The organism is Erythrobacter insulae, assembly GCF_007004095.1.
In the GTDB taxonomy this organism is placed as follows: Bacteria; Pseudomonadota; Alphaproteobacteria; order Sphingomonadales; family Sphingomonadaceae; genus Erythrobacter; species Erythrobacter insulae.
In genome coordinates, this window is the sequence record NZ_VHJK01000001.1 from 1,059,151 (window position 1) to 1,082,949 (window position 23,799).

22 protein-coding genes are annotated in these 23,799 nt (G+C 56.7%); 8 read left to right on the top strand and 14 right to left on the bottom strand.

Translation table 11 applies throughout. The annotated features are described in order from the left end of the window. Nucleotides 1-48 precede the first annotated feature (48 nt). The 6 genes from FGU71_RS05010 to rpe all read right to left on the bottom strand — a co-directional run bounded on the left by FGU71_RS05010 (nt 49) and on the right by rpe (nt 5,870). Entirely contained in the window at nt 49-510 is a 462-nt protein-coding gene (locus tag FGU71_RS05010) for a Fur family transcriptional regulator (protein WP_142787536.1), read from the bottom strand. Between the two features lie 48 nt (nt 511-558). After that, the gene (gene msrA / locus FGU71_RS05015; protein ID WP_142787537.1) at nt 559-1,245 is read right to left on the bottom strand and encodes a peptide-methionine (S)-S-oxide reductase MsrA; all 687 of its coding nucleotides are present in this window, start codon (nt 1,243-1,245) and stop codon (nt 559-561) included. Then, nucleotides 1,242-1,421, bottom strand: coding sequence for a hypothetical protein (locus FGU71_RS05020; RefSeq protein ID WP_142787538.1), 180 nt, complete (start codon nt 1,419-1,421; stop codon nt 1,242-1,244). Before FGU71_RS05020 ends, msrA begins: the two co-directional genes overlap by 4 nt. A gap of 239 nt (nt 1,422-1,660) precedes the next feature. Continuing rightward, the gene (purH, locus tag FGU71_RS05025; RefSeq protein ID WP_142787539.1) at nt 1,661-3,283 is read right to left on the bottom strand and encodes a bifunctional phosphoribosylaminoimidazolecarboxamide formyltransferase/IMP cyclohydrolase; all 1,623 of its coding nucleotides are present in this window, start codon (nt 3,281-3,283) and stop codon (nt 1,661-1,663) included. Between the two features lie 20 nt (nt 3,284-3,303). Next, nucleotides 3,304-5,208, bottom strand: coding sequence for a heparinase II/III family protein (locus FGU71_RS05030; protein WP_142787540.1), 1,905 nt, complete (start codon nt 5,206-5,208; stop codon nt 3,304-3,306). Continuing rightward, nucleotides 5,208-5,870 carry a ribulose-phosphate 3-epimerase gene (gene rpe, locus FGU71_RS05035; protein ID WP_142787541.1) on the bottom strand — a complete coding sequence of 221 codons (663 nt, stop codon included), beginning with the start codon at nt 5,868-5,870 and terminating at the stop codon, nt 5,208-5,210. Before rpe ends, FGU71_RS05030 begins: the two co-directional genes overlap by 1 nt. Nucleotides 5,871-6,083: 213 nt before the next feature. Here rpe and FGU71_RS05040 point away from each other — a divergent pair, with 213 nt between their 5' ends. Together FGU71_RS05040 and FGU71_RS05045 are read left to right on the top strand one after the other, a co-directional pair. Continuing rightward, a complete protein-coding gene (locus FGU71_RS05040) occupies nt 6,084-6,608 on the top strand; it encodes a DUF2141 domain-containing protein (protein WP_234035649.1) in 525 nt (174 codons plus the stop codon). Between the two features lie 45 nt (nt 6,609-6,653). Further along, nucleotides 6,654-7,859, top strand: a complete 1,206-nt coding sequence (locus FGU71_RS05045) for a M20 metallopeptidase family protein (RefSeq protein ID WP_142787542.1) — start codon at nt 6,654-6,656, stop codon at nt 7,857-7,859. Nucleotides 7,860-7,893: 34 nt separating this feature from the next. Here the strand turns inward: FGU71_RS05045 and FGU71_RS05050 are convergent, their stop codons facing one another. The 6 genes from FGU71_RS05050 to FGU71_RS14075 all read right to left on the bottom strand — a co-directional run bounded on the left by FGU71_RS05050 (nt 7,894) and on the right by FGU71_RS14075 (nt 13,379). Continuing rightward, nucleotides 7,894-10,032 (bottom strand): peptidase domain-containing ABC transporter, encoded by a 2,139-nt coding sequence (locus FGU71_RS05050; protein ID WP_234035650.1) that lies wholly within the window; start codon nt 10,030-10,032, stop codon nt 7,894-7,896. 6 nt (nt 10,033-10,038) lie between these two features. After that, complete coding sequence (locus tag FGU71_RS05055) at nt 10,039-11,271, bottom strand: HlyD family efflux transporter periplasmic adaptor subunit (RefSeq protein WP_234035651.1); 1,233 nt, start codon at nt 11,269-11,271, stop codon at nt 10,039-10,041. Nucleotides 11,272-11,659: 388 nt separating this feature from the next. Further along, nucleotides 11,660-11,929: a hypothetical protein gene (locus FGU71_RS05060; RefSeq protein WP_142787543.1), complete on the bottom strand. Its 270-nt coding sequence runs from the start codon at nt 11,927-11,929 to the stop codon at nt 11,660-11,662. A gap of 514 nt (nt 11,930-12,443) precedes the next feature. Further along, a complete protein-coding gene (locus FGU71_RS14070; RefSeq protein WP_185960199.1) occupies nt 12,444-12,617 on the bottom strand; it encodes a hypothetical protein in 174 nt (57 codons plus the stop codon). A gap of 325 nt (nt 12,618-12,942) precedes the next feature. Further along, nucleotides 12,943-13,125: a hypothetical protein gene (locus FGU71_RS05065; protein WP_142787544.1), complete on the bottom strand. Its 183-nt coding sequence runs from the start codon at nt 13,123-13,125 to the stop codon at nt 12,943-12,945. Between the two features lie 83 nt (nt 13,126-13,208). Beyond that, a complete protein-coding gene (locus FGU71_RS14075; RefSeq protein WP_185960200.1) occupies nt 13,209-13,379 on the bottom strand; it encodes a hypothetical protein in 171 nt (56 codons plus the stop codon). A 241-nt stretch (nt 13,380-13,620) separates the two neighbouring features. Here FGU71_RS14075 and FGU71_RS05070 point away from each other — a divergent pair, with 241 nt between their 5' ends. Then, nucleotides 13,621-14,265: a LuxR C-terminal-related transcriptional regulator gene (locus tag FGU71_RS05070; protein ID WP_142787545.1), complete on the top strand. Its 645-nt coding sequence runs from the start codon at nt 13,621-13,623 to the stop codon at nt 14,263-14,265. Between the two features lie 387 nt (nt 14,266-14,652). Here FGU71_RS05070 and FGU71_RS05075 read toward each other — a convergent pair whose 3' ends face one another. Further along, nucleotides 14,653-16,857: an ATP-binding protein gene (locus FGU71_RS05075; protein WP_142787546.1), complete on the bottom strand. Its 2,205-nt coding sequence runs from the start codon at nt 16,855-16,857 to the stop codon at nt 14,653-14,655. A gap of 552 nt (nt 16,858-17,409) precedes the next feature. On the opposite strand from FGU71_RS05075, the gene FGU71_RS05080 reads away from it, so the two are divergent. The 4 genes from FGU71_RS05080 (at nt 17,410) to FGU71_RS05095 (ending at nt 22,357) form a co-directional block, all read left to right on the top strand. After that, the gene (locus FGU71_RS05080; RefSeq protein WP_142787547.1) at nt 17,410-17,955 is read left to right on the top strand and encodes a Csu type fimbrial protein; all 546 of its coding nucleotides are present in this window, start codon (nt 17,410-17,412) and stop codon (nt 17,953-17,955) included. A gap of 160 nt (nt 17,956-18,115) precedes the next feature. After that, nucleotides 18,116-18,850, top strand: coding sequence for a fimbria/pilus periplasmic chaperone (locus tag FGU71_RS05085; protein WP_142787548.1), 735 nt, complete (start codon nt 18,116-18,118; stop codon nt 18,848-18,850). Nucleotides 18,851-19,060: 210 nt separating this feature from the next. Next, nucleotides 19,061-21,469: a fimbria/pilus outer membrane usher protein gene (locus FGU71_RS05090; RefSeq protein WP_142787549.1), complete on the top strand. Its 2,409-nt coding sequence runs from the start codon at nt 19,061-19,063 to the stop codon at nt 21,467-21,469. A gap of 9 nt (nt 21,470-21,478) precedes the next feature. Then, the gene (locus FGU71_RS05095) at nt 21,479-22,357 is read left to right on the top strand and encodes a hypothetical protein (RefSeq protein WP_142787550.1); all 879 of its coding nucleotides are present in this window, start codon (nt 21,479-21,481) and stop codon (nt 22,355-22,357) included. On the opposite strand, the gene FGU71_RS05100 is transcribed toward FGU71_RS05095, so the two are convergent. Continuing rightward, nucleotides 22,358-22,744 carry a hypothetical protein gene (locus FGU71_RS05100; protein WP_142787551.1) on the bottom strand — a complete coding sequence of 129 codons (387 nt, stop codon included), beginning with the start codon at nt 22,742-22,744 and terminating at the stop codon, nt 22,358-22,360. Between the two features lie 163 nt (nt 22,745-22,907). Between FGU71_RS05100 and FGU71_RS05105 the strand changes: the two genes are divergently transcribed. Then, nucleotides 22,908-23,744: a Rossmann-fold NAD(P)-binding domain-containing protein gene (locus FGU71_RS05105; protein WP_142787552.1), complete on the top strand. Its 837-nt coding sequence runs from the start codon at nt 22,908-22,910 to the stop codon at nt 23,742-23,744. Nucleotides 23,745-23,799 lie beyond the last annotated feature (55 nt).

Here is a 23,799-nt window from a genome sequence, read left to right on the forward strand (position 1 = left end):
ATTCCCTAGCGTCAACCGCGCGCGACAAACCGATTCTCGCACCTGCGCTTATGCGCAAGCTTGGCACAGGCCGCGAATCTCGAGCACGGGACGTTCCGGTTTAAAGTTCTTGGCGGCGGCCAGAGAGCGTACCGTGCGGCTGACTTCCTCATCATCAATATGCGTGGCGTCGCCGCATTCATCGCAGACCAGAAAGATGCAATCATGCTCGCAGCCCGGGTGGGTGTTGGCGAGATAAGCATTTGAACTTTCCACCCGCAGCGCCAGATTGTTGGTCACAAACAGGTCCAGAATTCGATAGACGCTGTTGGGCGCGACGCGTTTACCCCGAGCTGCAGAGAGATTGTCGGCAATGTCATAAGCGGAAACCGGGCGATCGTGCTTGGAAAGCTCGGAAAACACCGTTTCGCGCATCCCCGTCCATTGCTCGCCAGACGCGGTCAACGCATTGCGCGCCGCCTCGACAAGTGTTTCGCCGCTATGTTCGTGATGCGAATGATCGTGTGCCATATTCGCCAATATAGGCGCGGTTGCCCGTGTCGCCAAGGCGCGGCTGCGTCAGCTTGCGTCGCGCAGGAAATTGGCGCGGTAATCGCTTGGGAACATGACTTTTAACGCGCGCACTTTGGGCGCATCCCACCGCACGATATAACCGTGGCTGGGGTTCTTCGCCATAAAGTCCTGATGGTATTGTTCTGCAGCGTAGAATTTGCGATGCTTTTCAATCCGCGTGACAATCGGGCTCTTCCACACATTCGAAGCACCCATCTGCTTCAGATAAGCCTGCGCAACCGCGCGTTGTTCGGCGTTCATGGGCACAAGGGCGCTGCGATAATGCGCGCCGACATCGGGGCCCTGCCGGTTTTTCAACGTCGGGTCGGTAACGACGGAAAAGAATATCCGCAGCAGCTCATCATAACGGACTACGTAAGGATCATAGGTGATCATCACCGCTTCGGCGTGGTTTGTGCCGCCTGTCACAATCCGATTGTAACTCGCGGTACCAGCAGCGCCGCCATGAAAGCCCGAAACCGCCGATTTCACGCCTTTGACATGGCTGAAGACCCCTTCGACACCCCAGAAACAGCCGCCGGCAAAGATTGCTGTTTTAAGGCCGGCGCCTTCTTTGGCGATCCGCTTTGGCGCGGGCGCATTGACGGGTTCTTCCAGTGCGAAGGCAGGCGAAGAGCAGGCCGACAGGCTGAGAGCAGCAGCGGCGAGCGAAAGGGCAAGAGCGCGTTTCATTCGGCAATACTCCAGAAATCATCCGAAGGTTGCGGAGCCTCCAACGGAGCAGCAGCCTGAGCCGGGGGAGCGATCTGATCCGACCATTGATCTATCGTCGCCGCTCCGACGATCACTGCGCCGACGGCAAAGCCGACAACAAAGTTGCGAAACAGATCAGGGGTAAAAAGGCTCATGGTTGTTCTCTGGCGTCTGGCGTGTCTCAATCGGCCCATTGCACCCCGCGAACTTTCGCGAGGATGAATGCAGCTGTCATGCGGGCTATTCGCCGCGCAGTCGGATTTAGTTACGTCTGGAACCAGGGAAAGTTGCGTTTATCAAAGCGCACCGCATCCGCGATGCGATTTCCTCGCGCCTTACAGCGCTTCGGGCGGGCGGGCGCCCTTGCGGCCCGGCGCATGAGGGCGCAACGATATCAATGTCTGAAATGCCGCATCCCGGTAAACACCATCGCAAGGCCCGCTTCATCAGCGGCCGCGATCACTTCATCATCGCGGATTGACCCGCCCGGCTGAATAACCGCTGTCGCGCCTGCTTCCGCAGCCGAAATCAGGCCATCTGCAAACGGAAAAAATGCATCTGATGCGACCGCGCTGCCCACGGTACGGGCGCTCGGCCAATCATAGGTCTCGGCCGCTTCCTTTGCCTTGATCGCGGCAATTCGCGCGGAATCGCGGCGGTTCATCTGGCCTGCGCCAATCCCTGCAGTTGCGCCGTCTTTGGCATAAACAATCGCGTTCGATTTGACATGCCGCGCCACGGTCCAGGCAAACAGGCAGTCTTTCAATTCCTGCGCTGTCGGTTCGCGCTTGGTTACAACCTTCAAATCGTCCATCGATACCGCGCCGTTGTCGCGGCTCTGGATCAGCATACCCCCGGCGATGGTTTTCATTGCAAAACCATCCCTGCGCGGATCGGGAAGCGTTCCGCATTCAAGGATGCGCAAATTCTTTTTCTTGGCAAAAACCGCCCGCGCTTCGGCGCTGACTTTAGGCGCGATCACGACTTCGGTGAAAATGCTGGCAATCGCCTCGGCGGTGGCTCCGTCCAGCTCCGTATTCACGGCCACAATCCCACCAAATGCCGAAACGCTGTCGCATTGAAGCGCACCATTCCATGCCTCGATGAGCGAAACGCCTTGCGCAACACCGCAAGGGTTTGCGTGTTTGACGATCACAACGGCAGGCTCTCCGCCGGCAAACTCCGCCACGAGCTCAAGCGCGGCATCCGCATCATTGAGATTGTTGTAGCTGAGCGCTTTGCCCTGCAATTGGGCTGCCTGCGCAACGCCGCGTGTGCCGGTGACTTGGGGAACATAGATCGCTGCGGACTGATGCGGGTTCTCGCCATAGCGCAGCTCGTCCTCGCGTTTGAACGCCATCGGCATCGTATCAGGGAACGGTGTCGCTTTCAGCGCATCGGCGCCGAGCGGATTGGTGAACGCATCGCCAAAGGCAAACCAGCTCGCAATCGCGCTGTCATACGCGGCCGTGCGCGCATAGGCTTTGCCTGCCATGCGGATACGAAACGCATCCGACGTTGCGCCGTCATGCGCGTCAAGCTCTTGGAGCAGCTCGGCGTAATCGGCGGCGTCCGTCATGATCGTGACAAAACCGTGGTTCTTGGCAGCGGAACGCACCATGCTTGGTCCGCCGATATCGATATTCTCGATGATCTCGGCGCGCTCTGCGCCTTTCGCAACGGTGGCTTCAAACGGATACAGATTGACCACAACCAGATCGATCGCGCCGATATCGTGTTCTTTCATCGCCGCGACGTGTTCATCATTATCGCGCAGCGCCAGCAGCCCGCCATGGACTGTGGGATGCAGCGTTTTGACGCGGCCATCCATCATCTCTGGAAACCCGGTGAGGTCAGACACATCGCGCACCTCGAGACCGGCATCACGCAATGCCCGTGCCGTTCCGCCGGTGCTTATCAGTTCCACACCGCGCGCGGCCAATGCCTTGCCCAGATCCGCAAGTCCGCTTTTGTCGGACACTGAAAGCAGTGCCCGCTTGATTACCGTTTGTGCCAATGTTCCATTCCCTTGGGGGATTACCCCATTTTCTTGAGCAGCCAGGAGAACTGGCCTCCGCCGCGTGATGTCAAACCTTCGATCACCAATTGTTCGGTCGGGTGCGGACGGCCATCGCCATCGACCCACAAACTGTCTTCACAGCGCAGCGCGACATCGCCCGCGCCCGCCGCATCGCCGCGCAGGCGGAATTGCCACAGGCGACCATCGGGCGTCAGCAGGCTCGCCCCGCGACCATCGCCCGAAATATGCGCCTCGACCCCGCGCCCGAGGTGGAACCGGATCGCAAATCCGACTTTGCCGCGCTTTCCTTTGCGCGACACCGGCAAAAGAATGTCTTCGCCTGCCAGCTCGCTGCCGTCTCCGCGCAGCGACAGCACGCGTTTATGCGTCAGGCCAAAGCGCGCGCCGTATCCATCATGGCTGGCCTCGACCCGCATCGCTTCGCGGCCATGTTTGCGCAGAACCTGATTTTCGACTTCGACCGTTTCGGCGCCGCGGCCAAGCTTTCCGTGAAGCAGAACCGCGGTAGAATTGGCATTATCCAAGACCAGCGATGAATGCGCCGCGGTGGCGCGCAGCCCTTGGCCGATCCGCGCAGGTACCTGCCCCCCGGCCAATGCCGAACCACCGCAATTGACGATCAACCGCGCAGGTCCATCAGACATTTCAAACGCCAGCGTTGATGCGCAGCCTGTGCGAACATGACGTGCGCGAGGCGGCGGACCGGCATCAAATTGCACCACAGTTTTGCCGCCGCGAAGCCGGTGAAACCCCCAATGCGCCACATTTTTGAGCGGGCGCGTGCGGATCCCCGTCGCCGCGAGCAATGACGCCACGCGGTCAGCCGAAATTGCGCCTTGCCCCTGCCAGCTACCCAATCCGCCATCGCCGTGGCGCAGCACCAATAGCGGCGGGACCAACAATTCCCGCATCACGATAAAGGCCTGCGGCACCTCAACCTCTGCCGCTTCGTAGCAAGCGATCAGATTGGTAAGCACCGCAATCGCATCCATCTGCGCTTTGGGACATCGGGCTAGCACACCGCCATCCTCGCCCACCAAATCACCCAGAGCGCGGATCAACGCAGCTTCGCCGTAAAGCCGGCGCGGCTTTCCTTCTGGCAACAGCAAACCCGCCGCCGTGACCGCCGCCAATCCGGCAATCTGGCCAAGGCCCGCACCCGTATGGACCGCTTTACGATCAAGCCAGCTGGCAGTTTCCTGAATCGCGGAAAGCAAACGCGGGCGCAGATCGCCGCCCTTTGTACCAAGCACGAAAGGCGCATGCACAAGCCAGGCGAGCAGACGCTGCCCAGTGTATTCAATCTCCCACGCCGGACCTTTGACAGGCTGTGCATTGGCATCGAGCCAGCGCGCGGTGATGCGCTCTGCGACAGTCACGCAGTCTTCACGCGGTGCGCTGGCCGCCAGATCGGCCAGCCAGGAAAACGAATGCAAGGTGCGCTCGACGCCGGGCGCAAGACGCGCAGAGCTATCAAAATCGACCTGCGCAATCGGCAGCTTGACCCCGTCGATCAGGAAATGCCCCGCTCTTAACGCGGTGCCAGCCGCGCGGTCGCCGATCGGCGGATTTTCAACCGTCGCCAGCACGCGCACCGGCGCAGGCCGCCGGAATGGCGCCGCCAAAGCATGGCCTGGCACACCAAGACGGTAAGCCATCCGGATCAATGCATTGCCCGCGCTGGACCGCGGCGCAATGACATCGGTCAGCGCGAGTGCGCGCGACGTCTCGATTTCAGGCGGAACTTCTGTTTCCGCATCACTGTCATTGGCGCCGCCGCCCGTGCTGCGCGCGCCCTCGCTGTGGGCACGGCTGCCACCTCTGTCATCCAGAGGCAATGCGGCTGTTTGCTGGGCGTCCTCGATCTCTTTTTCGGGAGTATCGCGGAACAGGGTGGCCATTATCCCTCACCCTTAAGCGCGGCGATATTGGCCGCGTATTGACCCGGTCCGCCTTTGAATGTCGCAGATCCGGCAACCAAAACATCAGCGCCCGCCTCAACACACAGCCGCGCGGTTTCGGGATTGACGCCGCCATCAACCTCCAGATGGATCGGGCGGCCTTGCGCTTCGATCATCGCGCGAATGCGGCGGACCTTTTCCAACTGGGATGGGATAAAACTCTGCCCGCCAAAGCCGGGGTTCACGCTCATCACCAAAACCAGATCGGCAAGATCGATCAAATTGTCGAGCACCTCGACCGGCGTTCCCGGATTGAGAACGACTCCGGCTTTTTTGCCCAACGCGCGGATCGCCTGAAGCGTGCGGTGGCAATGCGGCCCGGATTCGGGATGCACCGTGATAATATCTGCGCCCACTTCGGCAAAAGCCTCAAGATACGGATCAACCGGCGCAATCATCAAATGAACGTCGAACACTTTGTCTGTGTGCGGGCGGAGCGCCTTGACCACGTCGGGACCAATGGTGATGTTGGGCACATAATGACCGTCCATGACATCGATATGGACCCAATCGGCGCCTGCGGCATCAATCGCGCGCACTTCTTCTCCCAACTTGGAAAAGTCGGCGGATAGAATGGATGGCGAGATTAAAGGTGCTGGCATATTTTGGTTCCGGGCACGCGGCCCGCTCTTTTTTTGGCGCTGCCCTGCCATACGGCACGCACGAATCACCTCACAAGCGGGGGCTTAACCCTTTTCCACCGGTGTAATCGCCGTATTCGTGTCAATTCAGCTGTAATTCAGCGCCGATGCGTCAGGTGTGTGAGCATATTCGGTGCGCGATCCGCGCTGCCGTGCAAAAAATGAATTTGGGCAATGACTATGAAACTACTGGCAAAAACCGCCAGCGCGCTTGCGCTGACTGCTTCGTTTGGAGCCGCGCTGGCTATCGCGCCTGCGGCCTCTGCGCAGTCGGGATATGCGCAGGTCATCGGCAATGATCTGGCCAAGTGCACGGCGGGCAAAGGCCCTGCCGTGAGCCTGCGCATCGACGGTTTGAAATCATCCGGCGGCAATCTGTTTGTGCGCACCTATTACGCGAAACGCGGCGATTGGTTGAAAAGCAAACGCTATTTGACGCGTATTGATGCCAAACCGCGCAAGGGTTCCATGACGGTGTGCGTACCGGTGCCGAGCAAGGGCGATTATGCCATCGCTGTCCAGCACGATACCAATGGCAATCGTGAAATGGATTTTTCCGAAGATGGCGCTGGCATGTCGAACAATCCGAAAATCGGATCCTTTCTCGGCATCCCGCGTCCGCCTTCGGTCAATCAGGTCGCGTTTCGCGTGGGCAACGGCATCAAACCGATGAGCATCACGGTTCGCTATCGTAATTGACGATATCGGCTAGGCGGCACGCTTTTGCCGCGCTAACCTGCGGCTATGCTTACCGATACACTGATTGAATCTGCCCGCGCTTTAGCGCCTGATATTGTCGCGCTTCGCCGGGCCATTCATGCCGAACCCGAATTGGGCCTGCACACCCCGCTGACCATGGCGAAAGTGCGCGAGGCGCTGGCCGATCTGCCGCTGGAATGGAAAAGCGGGCCGTCCACCACCGGAGCAATCGCCACCCTTAAAGGCGGCAAAGCTGGTGCAGGCAGACCGCGCGTCTTGCTGCGCGGAGACATGGACGCGCTGCCGATGGACGAAAAAACCGATCTTGAATTTGCATCGACCATTGCAGGCCGGATGCACGCCTGCGGGCACGATACGCACACCGCCATGCTGACCGGCGCAGCGCGCATCCTCGCCGCGCGGCAAAGCGAGCTGGCAGGAACGGTCGATTTTATGTTCCAACCGGGAGAAGAGGGCTATCACGGAGCCCGCTTTATGCTCGATGATGGCCTGATCGATCCGCTGCCCGATGCGGCCTTTGCTTTGCATATCATGCCCAATGCCGCCTTTGGCGTTCTGGCCGGACGCGCAGGACCATTAATGGCGGCGGCTGACCAGTTTACGATTACGGTAAAGGGTAAAGGGGGCCATGCCTCGATGCCGCATGATTGCGCCGATCCGGTCCCCGCCGCCGCCGCGATTATCAGCGCGGTACAGGCCATGGTGACGCGCCGGTTCAAAGCGACAAACGCTGTCGTGGTGACCGTCACCCAAATCCACGCAGGCACCGCGCACAATGTGATCCCTGATGATTGCGTGCTGGGCGGGACTATCCGCACGCTATCGGCCGATCACCGCGAAAAAGTGCACGGCCTGATCGCGGAAACCGCGCGGCAGACCGCGGCGGCTTACGGTGTCGAGGCCGAATGCGAATTGGAGTTCGGCTTTCCAGTGACAATCTGTGATGCACAGGCTGTGGCTTTGGGTGAGAAAGTCGCCAAACAGATCGGCGGCGCAGACGGCTGGCGCGATCTGCCCGATCCGATCATGGGTGCAGAGGATTTCTCCTACCTGCTCGAAAAAGTGCCCGGCGCGATGTTCTTTCTCGGCGTGGCTCCGGATGGAGAAGATTGGACGCAATGCTGCGCCATTCACTCACCGCGTATGCACGTCGATGAAACCGCTTTACCAAATGGCGCAGCGATGTTGGCCGGATGCGCGCTTGAATTTATCAAAAACGGCTTCGCCTGACGGCTTCGTCGGACGGCGGGCGGGCCGCCCCGGATTACGCGGGGACGGTAGTGTAGGCGGGATCAGGCGGGGTTGCTGTGTCGCTGTGCAATTTGCCGTCCTGCATCACCAATATCCGGTCAGCGGCCGCAATCGTTTCCTGCCGGTGGGCAATGATAATGCGGGTGATGCCCATTGCCCCGATCGCAGCATTAACCACCGCTTCGTGTTTCACATCGAGGTGCGCAGTGCCTTCATCCATCAGCAAGACCTTGGGCGCGCGATACAGCGCACGGGCCAGCAAGACGCGCTGTTTTTGGCCGCCTGACAGGGTCGATCCCATGTCTCCGATCAGCGATTCGTACTGCATCGGCATCCGCGCAATATCTTCGTGGATGGAAGCCGCCACGGCTGCGCGCACCACGCGCTCCATATCGACTTCGTCATCGAACAGCGCGATATTATCCGCCAGCGATCCGGCAAACAGGCTGTCTTCCTGAAGCACTGCCGCGATCTGACGATGAAAACTCTTATAGCCAAAACGGTGCAGCGGGATGCCATCGATCAGGATTTCGCCCGCCTCGGGCTCGACTAGGCCCAGCATAATTTTAAGCAAGGTCGATTTGCCGCCGCCAGATGGCCCGGTGATGGCCACGTGCTCGCCCGCCTCGATGGACAGATCGACACCATTGAGAACCATCGGATCGCTGGGTGAATAGCGGTAATACACGTCTTTCAAGGCGATCTTTCCGGTCAGCTCGGTCGCGGCGTCGCTGCCGACGGTAAAGCTGCGATCTTCATCGGTCAGAGCAATGTCGGACAAACGCTCCAGATGCAGGCTCAACATTTTGAACTGGATTGCCTGATCGATCAGCGCCGCCGATTTGCCGATAAACTGATTTTTATACGCCATGTAGGCGAACACCATGCCGACGCTGAAACCGGCACCCTCAATCACAAAACCGATCGCGAGCCAGATCGCGATGATATTTTCAAGACCGAAAATGAGCAGGTTGGCGGTGTTCTGCCAGATCCCGATGCGTGACAGGCGAACATTGGCGTTGACCGAATCCGTCAGCCGGGTCTGCCACAGGGCATGGCGCAGGGATTCCCGCCCGAACAACCGCAAAGTGACCATGCCGCGCAGCGATTCGATCAGCGTGGTCTGCTCTTTACCGCTGGTGATAATGCTCGCTTCTTGCGCTTCGCGTTGGAACGAGAAGGTGACGAAGCGGGCCACCGCATACAAAGCAAAGGCGATGATTGCGATAAAGGCCAAAAGCGCGCTGTAATAAAACATCACGGCAAGCGTGAAGATCGCCATGATCCCGTCCACCAAGGCCGCAACGGCGCCTTGAGTCAGCAGGTTCTGAATCGGAACAATCGATTGAAACCGCGACAGAATATCACCGGTATGGCGTTTTTCGAACCATTCGATCGGCAAACGGAACAAACGCCGCGCAATATTGGTCGCGAGCGCATATCCGACACTGGTCCCGGCATTCAGCAAGACAAAAGATCGCAGCAGGCTGGCAACGACATTGATGGCCGTAAACAGGCCAAAACCAAGCGCCAGCACCGTCAGCAAATCACCATCAAGCGCGGGCAGCGCGCTATCGATGGCGACCTGCATATAATACGGGGAAGCGAGCACGAACGCCTGAAGCACCACGCTGAGCAGGAGGACCTGCGCCAGCGCCCGTTTGAGACCGGTCATGCTTTGCCACAATTGCGACAGGTGCAACCGTTCGCGCAGCGATTGACGGTTGAAATCGTTGCTGGGCCGCAATTCCAGCGCGACACCGGTAAAATGGTCCGACACTTCCGACAGGCTGAGCCAGTTTGATCGCCCGTCAGGATTATGGATCAAGGCCTTGCCGCCTTTGATCGCTTCGATCACGACATAATGGTTCATGTCCCAGTGCAGAACCGCCGGCATGTGCAGATTGCCGAGCTCTTCCAGCGGCAGTTTGACCGCGCGCGGGGTCAGGCCAATTTGATCAGCAAGGTTGATGAGCGCCCGTAAAGGAGCACCGCGCATGGATGGAGAATACCGCCGCCGCATAGTCCCCAGATCGACGTCAAAGCCGTAGAAATTGGCCACCATCGTAAGGCTGGCGAGACCACATTCTGCCACTTCGGTCTGGCGCACCAGACGCACCCGGCTGCGGGTCATGAAACCTAGATCAAGCACTGTGTGTTACCGCTTTCGTACTGCGAAGAGCGGCTCAAACAGCCACTCAATCAGGGTTTGGTCTTCGGTGATAATCCGGGCAGTCAGGCTCATGCCGGAAACCAGTTTTTCCTCGCGGCCAAATGCGGAAATCTGCGTTTCCTGCAGCTCCACGACGACCGGATATACCGAAATGATTGCGCCATTGGCCGCCTGCTGGCTGATCGCGCTGGCCGCCACTGTCTGAATGGTGCCGGTGACTGTACCAAACCGCTGATAGGGGAAGGCATCAATCGCCAGGCGCACTTCCTGTCCGACTTTCACAAACCCGATCGCCTGGCTCGGCACGTTAAGCTCCGCGCGCAATTTCGCCCCTGCGGGAATGACTGTCATTACCTGAGTTTGCGGATTCACGCGCTGGCCGCTGCGGATGGTGAGCGCGGTGACGGTGCCTGCGGTCGGCGCGCTCAATGCATAAGAACGCGCACCGGCATTACCAGCCGCTTGCTGCGCCACTTGCGCGCGGGTGGCGGCGATATTGGCCGCATCACTTTGCGCCTGCGCGGTGACACTGGCGGCGCTGTTCGACAATTCGGCCAACGTTGCGCGGCGCGCGGTGAGCGCTTGCTGCAACTGGGAAAGCTGTTGCTGGCGTGAGACCAGAACATCTTCGCGCCCTCGCAGATCCTGTTTGCTGATAAATCCGCGCTCGGCGACTTCGCGCGCGCGGCCAAGATCCTGATTGGCGGAGCTGACCAGATTGCGCTGCAACGAAATCTGCGACTGCAATTGGGAAATTTCCGAACGCAGTCCCGCTGCCTGCACGGTAATCTGGCTGCGCTGAGCCGCGGCGGATTGCTGTGCGGCGGTCAATTGCGCCGCGAGGCTGGCGTCCTGCTGCGCGATGGCCTGCTGTGTCAGCGCGGCGGCAGATGGCCCGGTGACACTGGATTCTTCGGCCCGGACGCTAACAAGCGTAGCCCCCTCTTCGACCTGCTCGCCTTCCTCGACAAACACTTCGGTGATGACCCCGCCGCGGGTCGGGATAATCGCCGCCACGCCTTTGTCCGGCACAATCGTACCCGTCACGGTTTCCACTCGGGAATAGGTCGCCAGCGAAAGGAATACGCCTGCGATAAGCAGGGTCGCAAAAAGCAGATAGCCGATCACCTGCCACGGCATCGGGATCGCAATCGCCACCTCACCGGAAAGGCGATCTTTTTTCTGATTTAGAACTTCTGATCGAAACAGCTGCGTCATGCGGCTTTCGATACCTCCCCGATTGATCGTTCAACGCGCCGATAAGCGCGCTCTAGACCGTCATTTAGTCAGGGTCTGCATTGAATAGGAATAGTGCAAGTGAGTTAGGCAAGCTCGCTGTTTGATCATCATTTTTACCAGCAGGTCAATTTGGTCGGTTCTGCTTTTTCAAGGTTGCGGCGATATATCCCACAACCGCGCCAACAACGCAGCCAACGATCAAAGGCAGCGGGAGGTCGATACCTGTCGACAAAGAAATCAGAGCCAGGGCTAAGCTGGTAACAAAGCCTATAAATGCGCACGATAATATCTGCGTTTTCATCTGTAATACCTCAATTTGGCTCTCTGCCATAAGGCCGTCTAAAGCCTTATGGCAGAGAAGATCCGATTAGTCGTTCCAGGTGGTGATAATAGCAGTCACCGCGCCGCCTACTGCGCCGCCAACTGCGCCTGCGGCTGCACCGATCCCTGCGCCAGCTGGCCCACCAGTCAATCCACCGCCGATTGCGCCGCCGACTGCGCCGCCAACAGCACCGCCAACAGCTGCTGCGCCAACTTCACCCCAGTCTACCGCGCCATTGACGAGGTCGATGTCGCTGAACGTCAGTTCTTGGATGTTGCCTTCGAGTGCAAAATCAGTTTGGTTAAGATAAGACATTGTAGTTCTCCTTTGAAAAGCCGGCGCGGGCAACCGGCATGATCTTTCCCGCCTTCAAAAGCGCAGGGTTGCCCCCTCGAAAATTCTTGACCTTGCGCGCAGCCTCGTAAGGCTTCGGCGCAGGCTAATTTTTGCTTGTTTTGCTGATGTTCTGGCAGCACCGATTGTGCGGCCAGAACATCGAGCTCACCCCAACTCAGTTACGACACATTGATCGATCGAGCTGGTGTTCCCTTGTTACCAAGGCAGCGGCATCGGATAGGGCTGCGGGATCGGATAAGGGCTCGGGAACGGTGAGGGTTCCGGAAACGGGCTGGGCTGCGGGTATGGGAAGGGCAGCGGATATGGTCCTGGGATGGGATCAGGGAAAGGGTACGCTATCGCACCGCTTACAGTATCGAGTTCGTGATCAGTTAAAGCTTTCATGATGTGTCTCCATTGTGTGTGCAGCAGGGTTATCGTCCTGCCTTTCGGCGCACGCGACGCGCCGCCGAAATCTTGAGAAAATCGGGGCTTATTCGCCCATCATAGTGTCAACGGCGTCTTCGATCGCGCTGCCGACAATGCCTGCGGCAGCGGCCACAGTGTCGCTCGCACCGAGGGCTTTTGCGACTGTGTAGCCAATGACGAATCCATCTTCGCCAGCGCCGCTCACTTCGGTAATTTCTTCTGTATTCAGAGTTTTCATCGTCATTCTCCACTTTGGTTTGGACGGGCACATCTCGCCCGCTTTCCGAAGCGCTGTATTGCGCTTGCGGAATTCCTGGTTGTGATCTGCGCACAGCGTGCGAGACCGCGAAAATCGTGGGTGAGACCAGTGCGATAAAAGCTCTTTTGGCTTTACCGCCTCGCTCTCGCGTCAACTCCACCGCCGCGCCGGGTATGCTTGGACATGGACAAAGGATTAGCCCGCGGGCGAACCACTCCAGTGCGAATGGAAACCATGCGCGCTGTGCTGTTCTTGTGCAGGCTGCGACCCTTTTCCCGTCGCAGCGATGGAGCGGCGCTGCCGGTTAGATTGACATATCAATCTCAATGGTTGGGCCGGCAGGACCAAGATCGAGAAGGTCTGGCAAGCCGCTGGTGCCGGGCATGTCGCCATGTTCGGTGCAGCCCTTGCCATCAGGACCTTCGGTTACGCCGCCACAGGCGAGCGCGATTTCATATGTGTTCAAGTTACGGATTGACTGGGTCATATTCGGCTTCCTTTGGATTGAGCCTGGATTGATGAGACCTCGGCACTTGATCTTGTGATCGCCTGCAAAGGCTCGAATTCATCTCACGGCTGGTTATGCTGATTGCGCATCAGACGTTCGAGCGTGTCGGCATTGGTTTGCTCCGCCAGATCGATCAGATCCTGAAACGTCGGCTCATCAGGCAAGCCGCCAACGGCGCCGCACACTTGTTCGATTTCACTAAGCGCGAGCGCTTTCACCTGTGCATCGTTCATCTGTCTTCTCCTACAATCAGATACCAGCCGCTTGCTGATGCATTGAATGTCGACGATTCAGAAATTTATACAATAGATACAATGCTCTAGGACGCATAACCTAGACGGATCAAGCTAGTCGGATCGCGCTAGACCGGGCGGGCTAGTGCGCGCGTGCTAGAACAGGGTAATAGTGTCGATGTGCTATGGCCTGATCGCCGCAACAGGTTCAGGATTGTGACAATTGCAGGAGTTGCACGATTTGAGAGTTCAGCAGCAAAATACCAAAGCCCCGACCAGGATGCTGGTGGCCGACGATCATCCCATTTTTCGGGATGGCGTGGCGGCTATTATAAAGCAGATCGATGATGGCATCATGATCGAACACGCTGGTACCTATGACGAGCTGATCGAAGTGGCGCGGAGTGGGAGCGATCCTCAGCTTTTCCTGCTCGATTTGCGGTTCCCTGGGATGGATATTGAACGCGCAGTTCCCGAACTGCGCCACAAATATCCGCTGTCATCGATCGTCATTATTTCAATGGCAGATGATCGGCGCTCGACCGAGCACATCATGTCCACCGGCGTTGACGGGTTTATCAGCAAGGCTGCCAGCCCGGATCAGATTCGCGAAGGGATCGCTTCTGTAATGGAGGGCGACTTTGTGAATGTCAGCGCGGCGGGCGGATTGGAAAATGCGCAATCCGTTTCGCAGTTCTCACGGCTCACACCGCGACAGGTCGATGTGCTGCGCGGCATTGCCGAAGGCCATTCCAACAAGCAGATTGCCAAGGACCTTGGCATTTCACCCTTCACAGTGCGGATCCATGTGTCGGCCTTGCTGCGCGAGTTGAAAGTGGAATCGCGCACGGCCGCTGCCTCGATGGCGACCAAATACGGTCTTTAAAAAAAGTCTTGCTCCCACACAAAAAAAGGGCCGCTCGAAAGCGGCCCTTCTTTTTAGGTGCCTGTACGCTTTATGGGATTTGCGTATGATCAGGCTCGCCAAACTGGGGAGGCTCATCGCCGAGGGAAATGGGCCGGCGCAGCGGGCACCAAATGTCCCACCAAGGGCATGCGCCACCGCCTGCAATTTCTTCGATTTCAGAAGTGTTCAACGGTACAATTTTACCGGAAGCAATCATTATCATCTCCATGTCCAAAATTATTGGCTCTCCATGATCCGATTGAGCCAATGATCACAACCTGACCTAAAATGATGGGCTACGCACTAGCTCCCTTGCACTATTCGGAAGAAAAATTGTGGGTCGGAAGAAAATTGTGGGATTTTCGATTAACGCTCGCCAACCCGCAGAGACATAATGGCAGAACGCAGCTCGGCTGCGCGCACTGGCTTGGACAGGACGAGATCGGGGATGTTTGGCAAACTGTCGCGGATCACGTCGGAGGGATGACCCGAAACAATAATCAGGCGCTTTCTGCTGCTTTTGACCCGCTTCAATTCTTCGTGACGGCCGGCAAGCGTATCTCCGTTCCCGAAGTCAAAATCGCTCAGGAAGATATCGCACTCTGGCAGCTCAGTTGGGAAATGGCCAAAGGAGGTAACAGCGCATCCCCATTGCTCCAGCAACCTCGCGGTTGATTTTAGCGTCTCGACATCATCATCGGCCAGTACGACGCGCAGGCCAGAAAGCGGCAGGCGACGAACCTTTGGCTCTTCGCTGCTCTCCCGCGTGGTATCAACCGTTCGCAGGCCCTTGATCGAAGTGACGGTCCCTTTTCCCTCTTGCGAACTCAGCACGAATTCCAGATCGAGCATTCGCACCAGCCGATTCACAATCGCCAGGCCCAGACCTTTATTGTCCGTGGCAAGGCTCGATTTATTGGACGCACGGTAGAACTCTGTTTGAACGTGCTTGAGATCAGACCGGGAAATGCCCTTGCCATTGTCGATCACATAAAGCGCAGCGCGCGCGCCCTGCCGGCGACAACCGACTACAACTTTGCCGCCCGGCGAATACTTGATCGCATTGGACACAAGGTTTTGAAGCATCGTCCCGATCAGCGCTCGGTCCGTCTTAATCACAAGGTCGCACGGGACCAGCCGCAGATCGACCCCGGTTTGTTCTGCAACGAGCCCATTCTGACCATCAATTTCTGCCAACAGCTCGTTTACGGAAACTGGGCCGATATGCTTCTGCAACGTCCCGCTCTCAATCGCGGCGACATCCAGCAAGGTGCGGAACATGCGGCTCGCATTGTCAACCGACCATGTAATTTTGGAGACGATCTCCGATTGATCGGCTGAAAGCCCGGTTTGCGAAAGCCGTTCAGATAGCAAACCAATGGCATGGATGGGTTGACGCAAATCGTGACTTGCCTGCGCCAGAAAGCGGGATTTTGTCTCTGCGGCGCTGCGATAGGTCTTTACGATTTCGCGTCCGCGCATCCACACTTTGCCAAACGCCAGTATAACAATCAGGAACACACCTTGTGATGTAAACTGGAATATCAGTTCTGGCTCCAGCAACGCAGTGCTGACCAACAACAACGCAAAGCTGCCCATGGCAAACCAGCGTCCCAAAGGCCGGCGTATGAACGTCCACGCAAATACGCCCGCCAACCCGACCAGGAACGCAGGAAACCAGCCGATATTGACAGGAGGACCGCGATTGAGGGTTTGCGCCGCCATCAAATTGGCGACCCCGCGTGACGTGTAGGGATTGCCTGGCGTCGCAAGAGTATCACGCGCCAGGTTATCCATGAACGATATGATGACCGATTTTCCCTTCAAATCTATCGCATCAAAATCGCCAGCTACAATCTGAGCCGCGTTCAATGTAGGGATCGAAGCAGGGTCGTATCCAAGATCAACATTGAAGCGATTGGATAAAGGGGCAGCGCCTTTAGACAAAACCTGGGCGGCAGACGGCAACAGATCACCGTCGACTGGAACAGAATACCAAGATTCCAACGGTGCACCCATGGGCGTCGGGATCAATACCATTGCAACCGGCTTGACGAGGCCTCGCACGCCTTGGTCCAATTGATCGGATCGCTCGGTATAATCGCCTGCGACACGATTGGGGTCGCTAAATGTCAAGTCGATCATTTCGGCTTCATTGAGCGGGACCTCCCAATAAACAGGCAAAGAGGTTTCGATCAAAGCTTGCCGAAGCTGTGCAGCGTCTTTCTCGCTATCGTTCCCGAAATACTGCCTCGCGATCACGATGGTGCGGGGTTTAGATCTGGCCGCCGCCGTGATGACCTTAGCCAGATCTGCTTTGGTCCACGAATTGCGGCCAAGTGTAGCAAAAGTCTCGTCATTGATGGTGATGACGACACCATCTCCATCATAAGGTTTTTCGGTAAATTGGGCCGAGACACTCTGATGAAACCAGTCGAATGGCGCGAATAAGAGGTTATGACCGCTCAGACCGCCGGTGATGCCGAAAAACGCAACGAGCAGACCCAGAAACAGAAGCTCGCCCTTAGAGGGGCGCCTGAGCAATGATGGTTTGGTCGTAATTTCCTGCATCAGACGTCGTCGCCCTCACACCATTTGATTTGTTCGGTTCGCTCGCCGGTCCGCTAGCAGATAAGCGCGCTGGCGATCAAAATCTGGACGACTCGCAAGGCCCTGTCATGCGGTCAGGACGCAGGGCCGCTCCCCTGTGTGCAAAGCAGGGCCGGTGCAAAATCGCCATAGGTCAGATGAACTATTGGCTGGCTGGCGAGCGCAATGTCGGCCGCAGATGCTTTTGTCGAAGGGCTTGAGAGTTCCGTCGGGCCGCGGCGCAATCGAGGTAGGGTAAGCTAACCCATTGTGCCAAATTGGGCCGACTCCCCCCGGTGTCGCGAAACCACTTCCATAAAGTAAATTTTACGTTAACTTACATCTTTGGGTGATCAGGTGATTCGCTAGAAAGTGAACGTCCTGGTTTTTTGGGGGGATTAGAGAAAAGTCCTGAAAAGGGGTTCAAACCCCCAAATCATCCACGCTCCTTAAATGGAGCGTACAGCGAGGTCGCATTCGTGCGCTGACGGAAACGTCGGCAAAGACTTGCTAAGAATGAATAAGGACTACATCATGAAAAAGATTGTAATTGCAGCTGCTGCAACAGGCCTAATCGCGTCTCCGGCATTTGCCGATGACAACGACAGCCAAGACTTCGAGATCACCGCAAACATTCAGCAAGAATGCAGCGTTGAAGATCCCGACAATGTCAATTTTGGCACAATCTCGATCGACGAAGCTCCTGGTGCAGGCGCGCTTCAGGTAACCCAGGGCCGCACCACTCTGCGTCAAGATGTATGGATCAGCTGCAACTACGGTGCAGACATGGCCATGACCAGCGGCCCGATGACCACAGCTGAAATCAATGACGGACCAGATGCCGGCGATTTCACCGATACCATTCACCTGCGTATGGGCATCACCGCATCTGACGGCACAGCATTCAACAGAATGTTCTTCGACACCAAAACCAAAACTGGTGATTCCAAGACAAATGCCGATGCATTCCATGATAATGCGGAAATCGCGGTTGTGTTCAACAAAGACGATCTGGACGGCAAGCGTCCACTCGCCGGTGACTACTCCGCTGTTGCAACTCTCTCGGTTGGTCCTGTTTAATCGGACTTAATTGAAAGCAGAATCAGAAAGGGGAGGGGGAGGCCTCTCTCCCCTTTTTGTTCGGCGGCCGCAATCCGCCAAGGTTTTGTTGTCATTTTCTGTTGTCTTGAGCAGCAGCATCGACACGAATTCCTGCGTCATATGGGCTGGGGGGCCACACATGATACGTTTTATTTCGGTTTTACTGGCTGCGCTAGCGCTCTTGCTCAATCCGACTGTTTCGCAGGCGGCACGCGTGTCTCCTATGATTGTCGAACTCGAGCCTATGGGCCGAAGCTCTGTCGCCCGGATAGAATTATCCAACGATGGCGATCGCGACATTCCTTACGAAGTGCGCATGATGCTCGGCGAAATCAGTGAAGATGGCGAGCTGACCTTCACTCCCGCTGATGACAAATTTCTGGTTTTCCCCGCGCAAGCGATTGTCGAGGCAAAATCCCAACAAGTTTTCCGCATTCAATATGTGGGCGAGCCCGAGCTCGCTCAGTCTGAAGTCTACTACATGTCGATTCAGCAGGTACCGGTCGCTTTCGAGGGATCGGGATCTCAGGTTCAGGTGGTCGTCAATTACAATGTTCTGGTCAACGTTGTGCCTGAAGGCACCTCTGCGCAAGCAGACGTGGAGGATATCCGCGTTGCCATTGAAGAGGGCGTCCCGGGGATCAAGCTCAGCCTGAGCAACACCGGCTCACGCTATTTCCTTGCAGGGATGGCAGATTGGAAAATTACGGCCACCGCAGAAGATGGCACCCCATTCCTGATCGACTACAAAAAGGATGAAATGACGCGCAAAATCGGCGTTGGGGTGGTTGGCCCCGGCCGCGCGCGCAATCTTTTCATTCCCACAGACGTAACGCTCGTCGAAGATAGTATTCGTATCGAAGTAGAGCCCTGATCGATGCAACCGGGGGGCAAGACAAAATTTCTGAGCCAGTGCAGCGCCGTTTCCTTGGGCTGCATCCTTAGCCAGATCTACGTGATGCCAGTGCAGGCGCAAATCACGACGGCAGATCTCAATCGGGCAAGCTTGGCCGCGATCAAGAGTGGGCGGCCGCTCGAGGTATTCCCCGCCTCGAACACGGAACGAGCGAGCAACCTCAAGAGTTTGCAAGAGATCCAGGATCTGGCTGATCAGACCGGTGCTGCGGGACAAAGAGAAACGCCGCGCACACTCAATTTCTCGGTTCCATTGGTGTTCAATGGCCGCGTCCTGGGTGACGTGATGATAGAAATCATCCCCGGCGAGCCTGCATCTTTTGAGACAGTTTCCCTTAGATCCGAATTGATCCCGCTGTTGAATGATCGAGGCATTGATAAGCTCGATCAGACAATCTCGGGCCGCCAATACATCTCCGGAACCGAATTGTCAGAGGCGGGGTTCCAGATCAGTTTTGATGAAAGCAGGCTGGAAGTAGCCGTCACTTTCATTGCGGGCGAATACAGGCCGGTATCATCATTGGGGCGCGAAGATTACGAAAGCGCGCAGCAGACCCTGCCATCGATCCAGCCAGCCGAATTCAGCGCCTATCTCAATCTCAATACGAACTTCGATTATTCCAGCCAGGAAGGTCTTCTCACACCTGAAATATTCCTGCTTGGCGCAGCACGTTTCAAAGATGTGGTCGTGGAACTCGATGGTGCTTTTACCGAACAATTCGGAGACGGTTATCGCTTTTATCGCAGAAGTCTGCGGGCGATTTACGATCAACCTGAACATGATCGACGCTTCACAGCCGGTGATCTCAGATTGACCACCATCCCGTTGCTGCAGACCCCTTTTGTAGGCGGTGTCGCAGTCGAAAAACGGCGGCAGATATTCAACCCGTTTCAGCCGGTTTCCCGGCTTGGCGGTCAGGAAGTGTTTTTGGACAGCCGATCAACGGTTGATGTGCTGATCAATGGCGCGCAGTACCAGACGTTCCAATTGGATGCCGGGCGCTATGATCTCGCGAACCTTCCGCTGCAAGCCGGCTCGAACAATGTCGAGCTAAGGATCAGAGACTCGGCTGGTCGCCAACAGATTGTGGACCTGAACTATTTTTTTGAGCCACTCGGCCTTCCGGCTGGCGAAGAAGAATACGCTTTAAGCGCTGGCTTTATCGCTAGAGATTTGAACTTTGAGCCTGAGTATACCGGAGATCCGGTGGCCGTCGGATATTACCGCCGTGCCCTCTCTGAAAACTTGATCCTGGGCGGGGCTTTTCAGGTATCGCAGGACACTCAAACCTTCGCCGCTGAGGCCTCTTTTGTCCCTCAAGTCATCCCCGGCGCATTCGATGTCCAAGTCGCGACGAGTACGGGCGCCGGAACCGGGCTGGCTGCGCGAGCAAGCTATCGTCTCAGAAGCGGCGACAGTTTCGCAAACCGCAAACAGCTCAGCCTCACTATTGATTATGAAAGCGCGAGCTTCAGATCCGTCGGAGAGATTTTTCAAACCAATTTCGACCTTCTGAATCTGACCGCGAGCTACACTCAGGGCTTTTCGGAAAGGACTTTCGCAAGTGCCGGAGCATCCTACACCAGGCGTGGAGGAGGGCAGACAGATAGATCCCAGATATTCGTTGATGTCGCACACAGGCTTGATGATCGTTTAAGACTCACTGCCGGCGTGGAGTATGGCGACGACGGGTTCTCCAGACAGAAATTTGGCGCGCGCTTGGGAGTGGTCATGTTGTTTGGCGGGCGGAACCGTTTGAACGCCGATTACCGCAGCCGGACCGCCACAACCCGCGCGACATTCTCACGCGGAAGCGAGGACCGGGTCGGATCTTTTGGCTACGATATCGGCTTTAACGATAGCCGCGGTTCAACCGGAGTTGACGCCAATGTCGACTATGTCAGCAACAGGTTCGACGCACGGGCCTCTGTTTTCAGTGAAGGAAACGGCTTCGGCAACATCACGAATAGTCAAAGAGCCCGTTTGCAAGTCGGCACATCAATCGCATTTGCGGATGGCGTATTCGGCATTGGGCGCCCGATTTCAGATTCATTTGCGGTCGTGGCGCCGCACTCATCCTTAAAAGATCGGAACGTCATTTCAGGGCGCAACCTCAGCCGTAATGACTATTACGCCCGCAGCGGCTTGTTTGGCGGCGCAGTTCAGGCCGATCTCAGCTCATATACGGTTCAAGACATCCAATACGATGTCGACGGCCTGAATCCGGGCTATGATATTGGCGATGGCCTTGCCCGTGTCGATCCCCCATTCCGCAGCGGTTACAAAATTGTTGTCGGAAATGATCGTTTCGTAAGCACCTTGGGCACGCTGTTTTTGGGCGACAAGCCCGCCAAACTTGTCTCCGGCACAATTACCGCGATCGACGACGAAGGCTTTGAACCCCTGCCCTTCTTCACCAATTCAGTAGGCCGGTTTGGCGCCATCGGTTTGGCTCCGGGTAAAAATTATCTCGTTTCAATTCCGGCTCTGGAACGGGAATTCACCATAGCAGTGCCCGCCGACAACACTGGCCTCTACCGGCTTGGCGAGGTAGTTATACCTGCCGTTAGCGATTAGGAGATTTCGATGCGTATTTTCGCAACACTGGCCATTGCTGCCGCGATGGGTTCGACACCCGTCTTCGCACAGGAATGCGATCCTCGGTTTGTAGAGAACACGCAAACTGTAACCGTTGGCAATGTGGAAATCGGCGCAAACCAGGTTTCGCGTACCAATTTCGGGGTCAGGGTTGTTAATGAAGGGAGCGGAGCATGTTCTGCTCAGGTTCGCTTCTCACGGATCAACGGCACAGCGATATCGACCGGACTTTCCTACAGCCTGCGGTCTGAATCCAGTATTCTGGAAATACTGCCAGACGAAGCGGCCACCGGCACATCACAAAGCGATCTCTTTATCGCAGGCATTCCCGGCGGCGAAAATGGCCGTGCGGTGCCGTTTCTTCTTTCAGTACCAACCGAATGGGGCATCGAAGCCGGTTTCTACAGCGAACAGGTTCAGATGAGCCTGCTGGACGAAACAGGCCAGGTCATCGACACGTTGATCGTGACGATAAATGTCGACGTTCCGCCGTCTGCCAGTCTCAGGATCGTCGGCGCGACTGGCTCGGAAGGGGTCGCCAGAGTCAATCTTGGCAACATTACCCCGCGCGATATCGCTCTCTCGGACCCGTTTGGCATCCGTGTTTGGAGCTCGTCATCATACCTGGTGTCGTTCGCCTCGGAGAATAATGGCAATTTGAGGCATGACAATGGCTCTGACCTTATCCCTTACGAGCTTCGTATGGACGAGCGGCTTGTGAATTTAAGTGGCAGCGGTGAATTTGTCTTCCCCGACAAAACGTCCTCGCTTGGCCGGGTCCACCGACTTAGAGTCCGCGCAGGCCCAGCCGTTGGCCGTGCCGGTGACTATTCAGATCGCGTGACAGTGACCGTCACGGCAGTGTGATCACACCGGCGTAACGGCGAAGCTCAAAGCCAGATCTTTGCTTAAGTCAGGCGAGCTGATGATCACAGGCACAATGCTTGACCGTGCACCAGCGCGAAAAGCAACATTCGATACGCCAGACATATTCAGTTCGGTGACTGAGCCATCGTAATTGATGTCGACCTGCTCGCCGCTTTCAAGCGGGCGATGCGCCGCGATAATCTGAAACCCTCGCGAACTGTTGCAATATTCGTTTACCGTACCGGCAACGACTGATCGATCGGCACTCAGTACAAAATCCGAAGCCTGGATATCGCAAACCACAGGAACGCTCATGGAAATTGAAAAGCTTCCCGGCGCCTCTTGCGCAGCGTGCGCAGGCGTAACAGCAAGAAACGCACCCATCATTGAGGCGGTGCACAGAATAAGATTTTTCATCGCAAAAACTCCAATCAAACGCGGAATAGCGATGAAAAATTAAAATTCGGTTTGATGTTTAATGCTGGAGCATTCAGCAATGGCTGCGCGAACGATTGTCGCCCCGGCATCCGAATAGCGAGAGAGTGCAGCCATGCCCGAAGGCAGAAAGGGTTCAATCGCAGTACTGGGAGGTGGGCTTTATGCGAGTCTCACCGCGCTTGCTCTGGCACATTGCCGCCCGGACCATAGGATCTATCTTGTCACGGACACGACGCCTCTTGAACGCGATGTCATTTCTCCGGTGCTCCGGTCATCTTTAAATCATTCAGCACAAGAATTGCTTGAACCTTTTATCGTCTCGAAGTGGCCCGGATATTTCATATCCCGCAACGGCGAGCCGCAATTTCACGAGGGCGAAGTTTTATTGCTCGCAAAGGAGCAAATCCAAGCTGAAATCGCGATCCAATCACCCCGGCTTGAGGTTGTCCATTCATCAAAGAAGCTCGAGATTCAGCCCAATCTGGTTGAGCTGCCGACAGGAAGAGCGCTGGCGGTTGACCATATCATCGACCTGAGAGAAGAACTTGCAGATCCCGAAAATGGCATGGCGTTCAACAAAGTGCTGCAAACCGATTATGTTTTTGATGCGCCGCACGGGCTGCCACATCCGGTGATGTATCTGGCGTCGCCGGAGGCCGAGGCATCGAACGAAAAGTATTCCCAGCTCATCCCATTCAGTGAAACGCACCTGCGCGTTGTTACAATCGCTCGCGGCCAGATAAAGAGTGATCCGAACCTGCCGATTTCTGAACTACACCGCGTATCCGCCGTCACGGTGGGCCGATGCTTTGGCGAACTGACATCTCCGCCGCTTTGGACCGCTAGAATGCCCTACCTCCAACCGTGTGAAAGCGTTGACGATTGGCGCATTCTGGACGCGGTGTGGCTGGCATTAGCGATAAGAGAGGGATACCGCGCTAACCCTTGAAATCGCCAGCTAAAGCGAATGGCGCTCAGTCTAAACCGCCACGCTCGTGATCAAG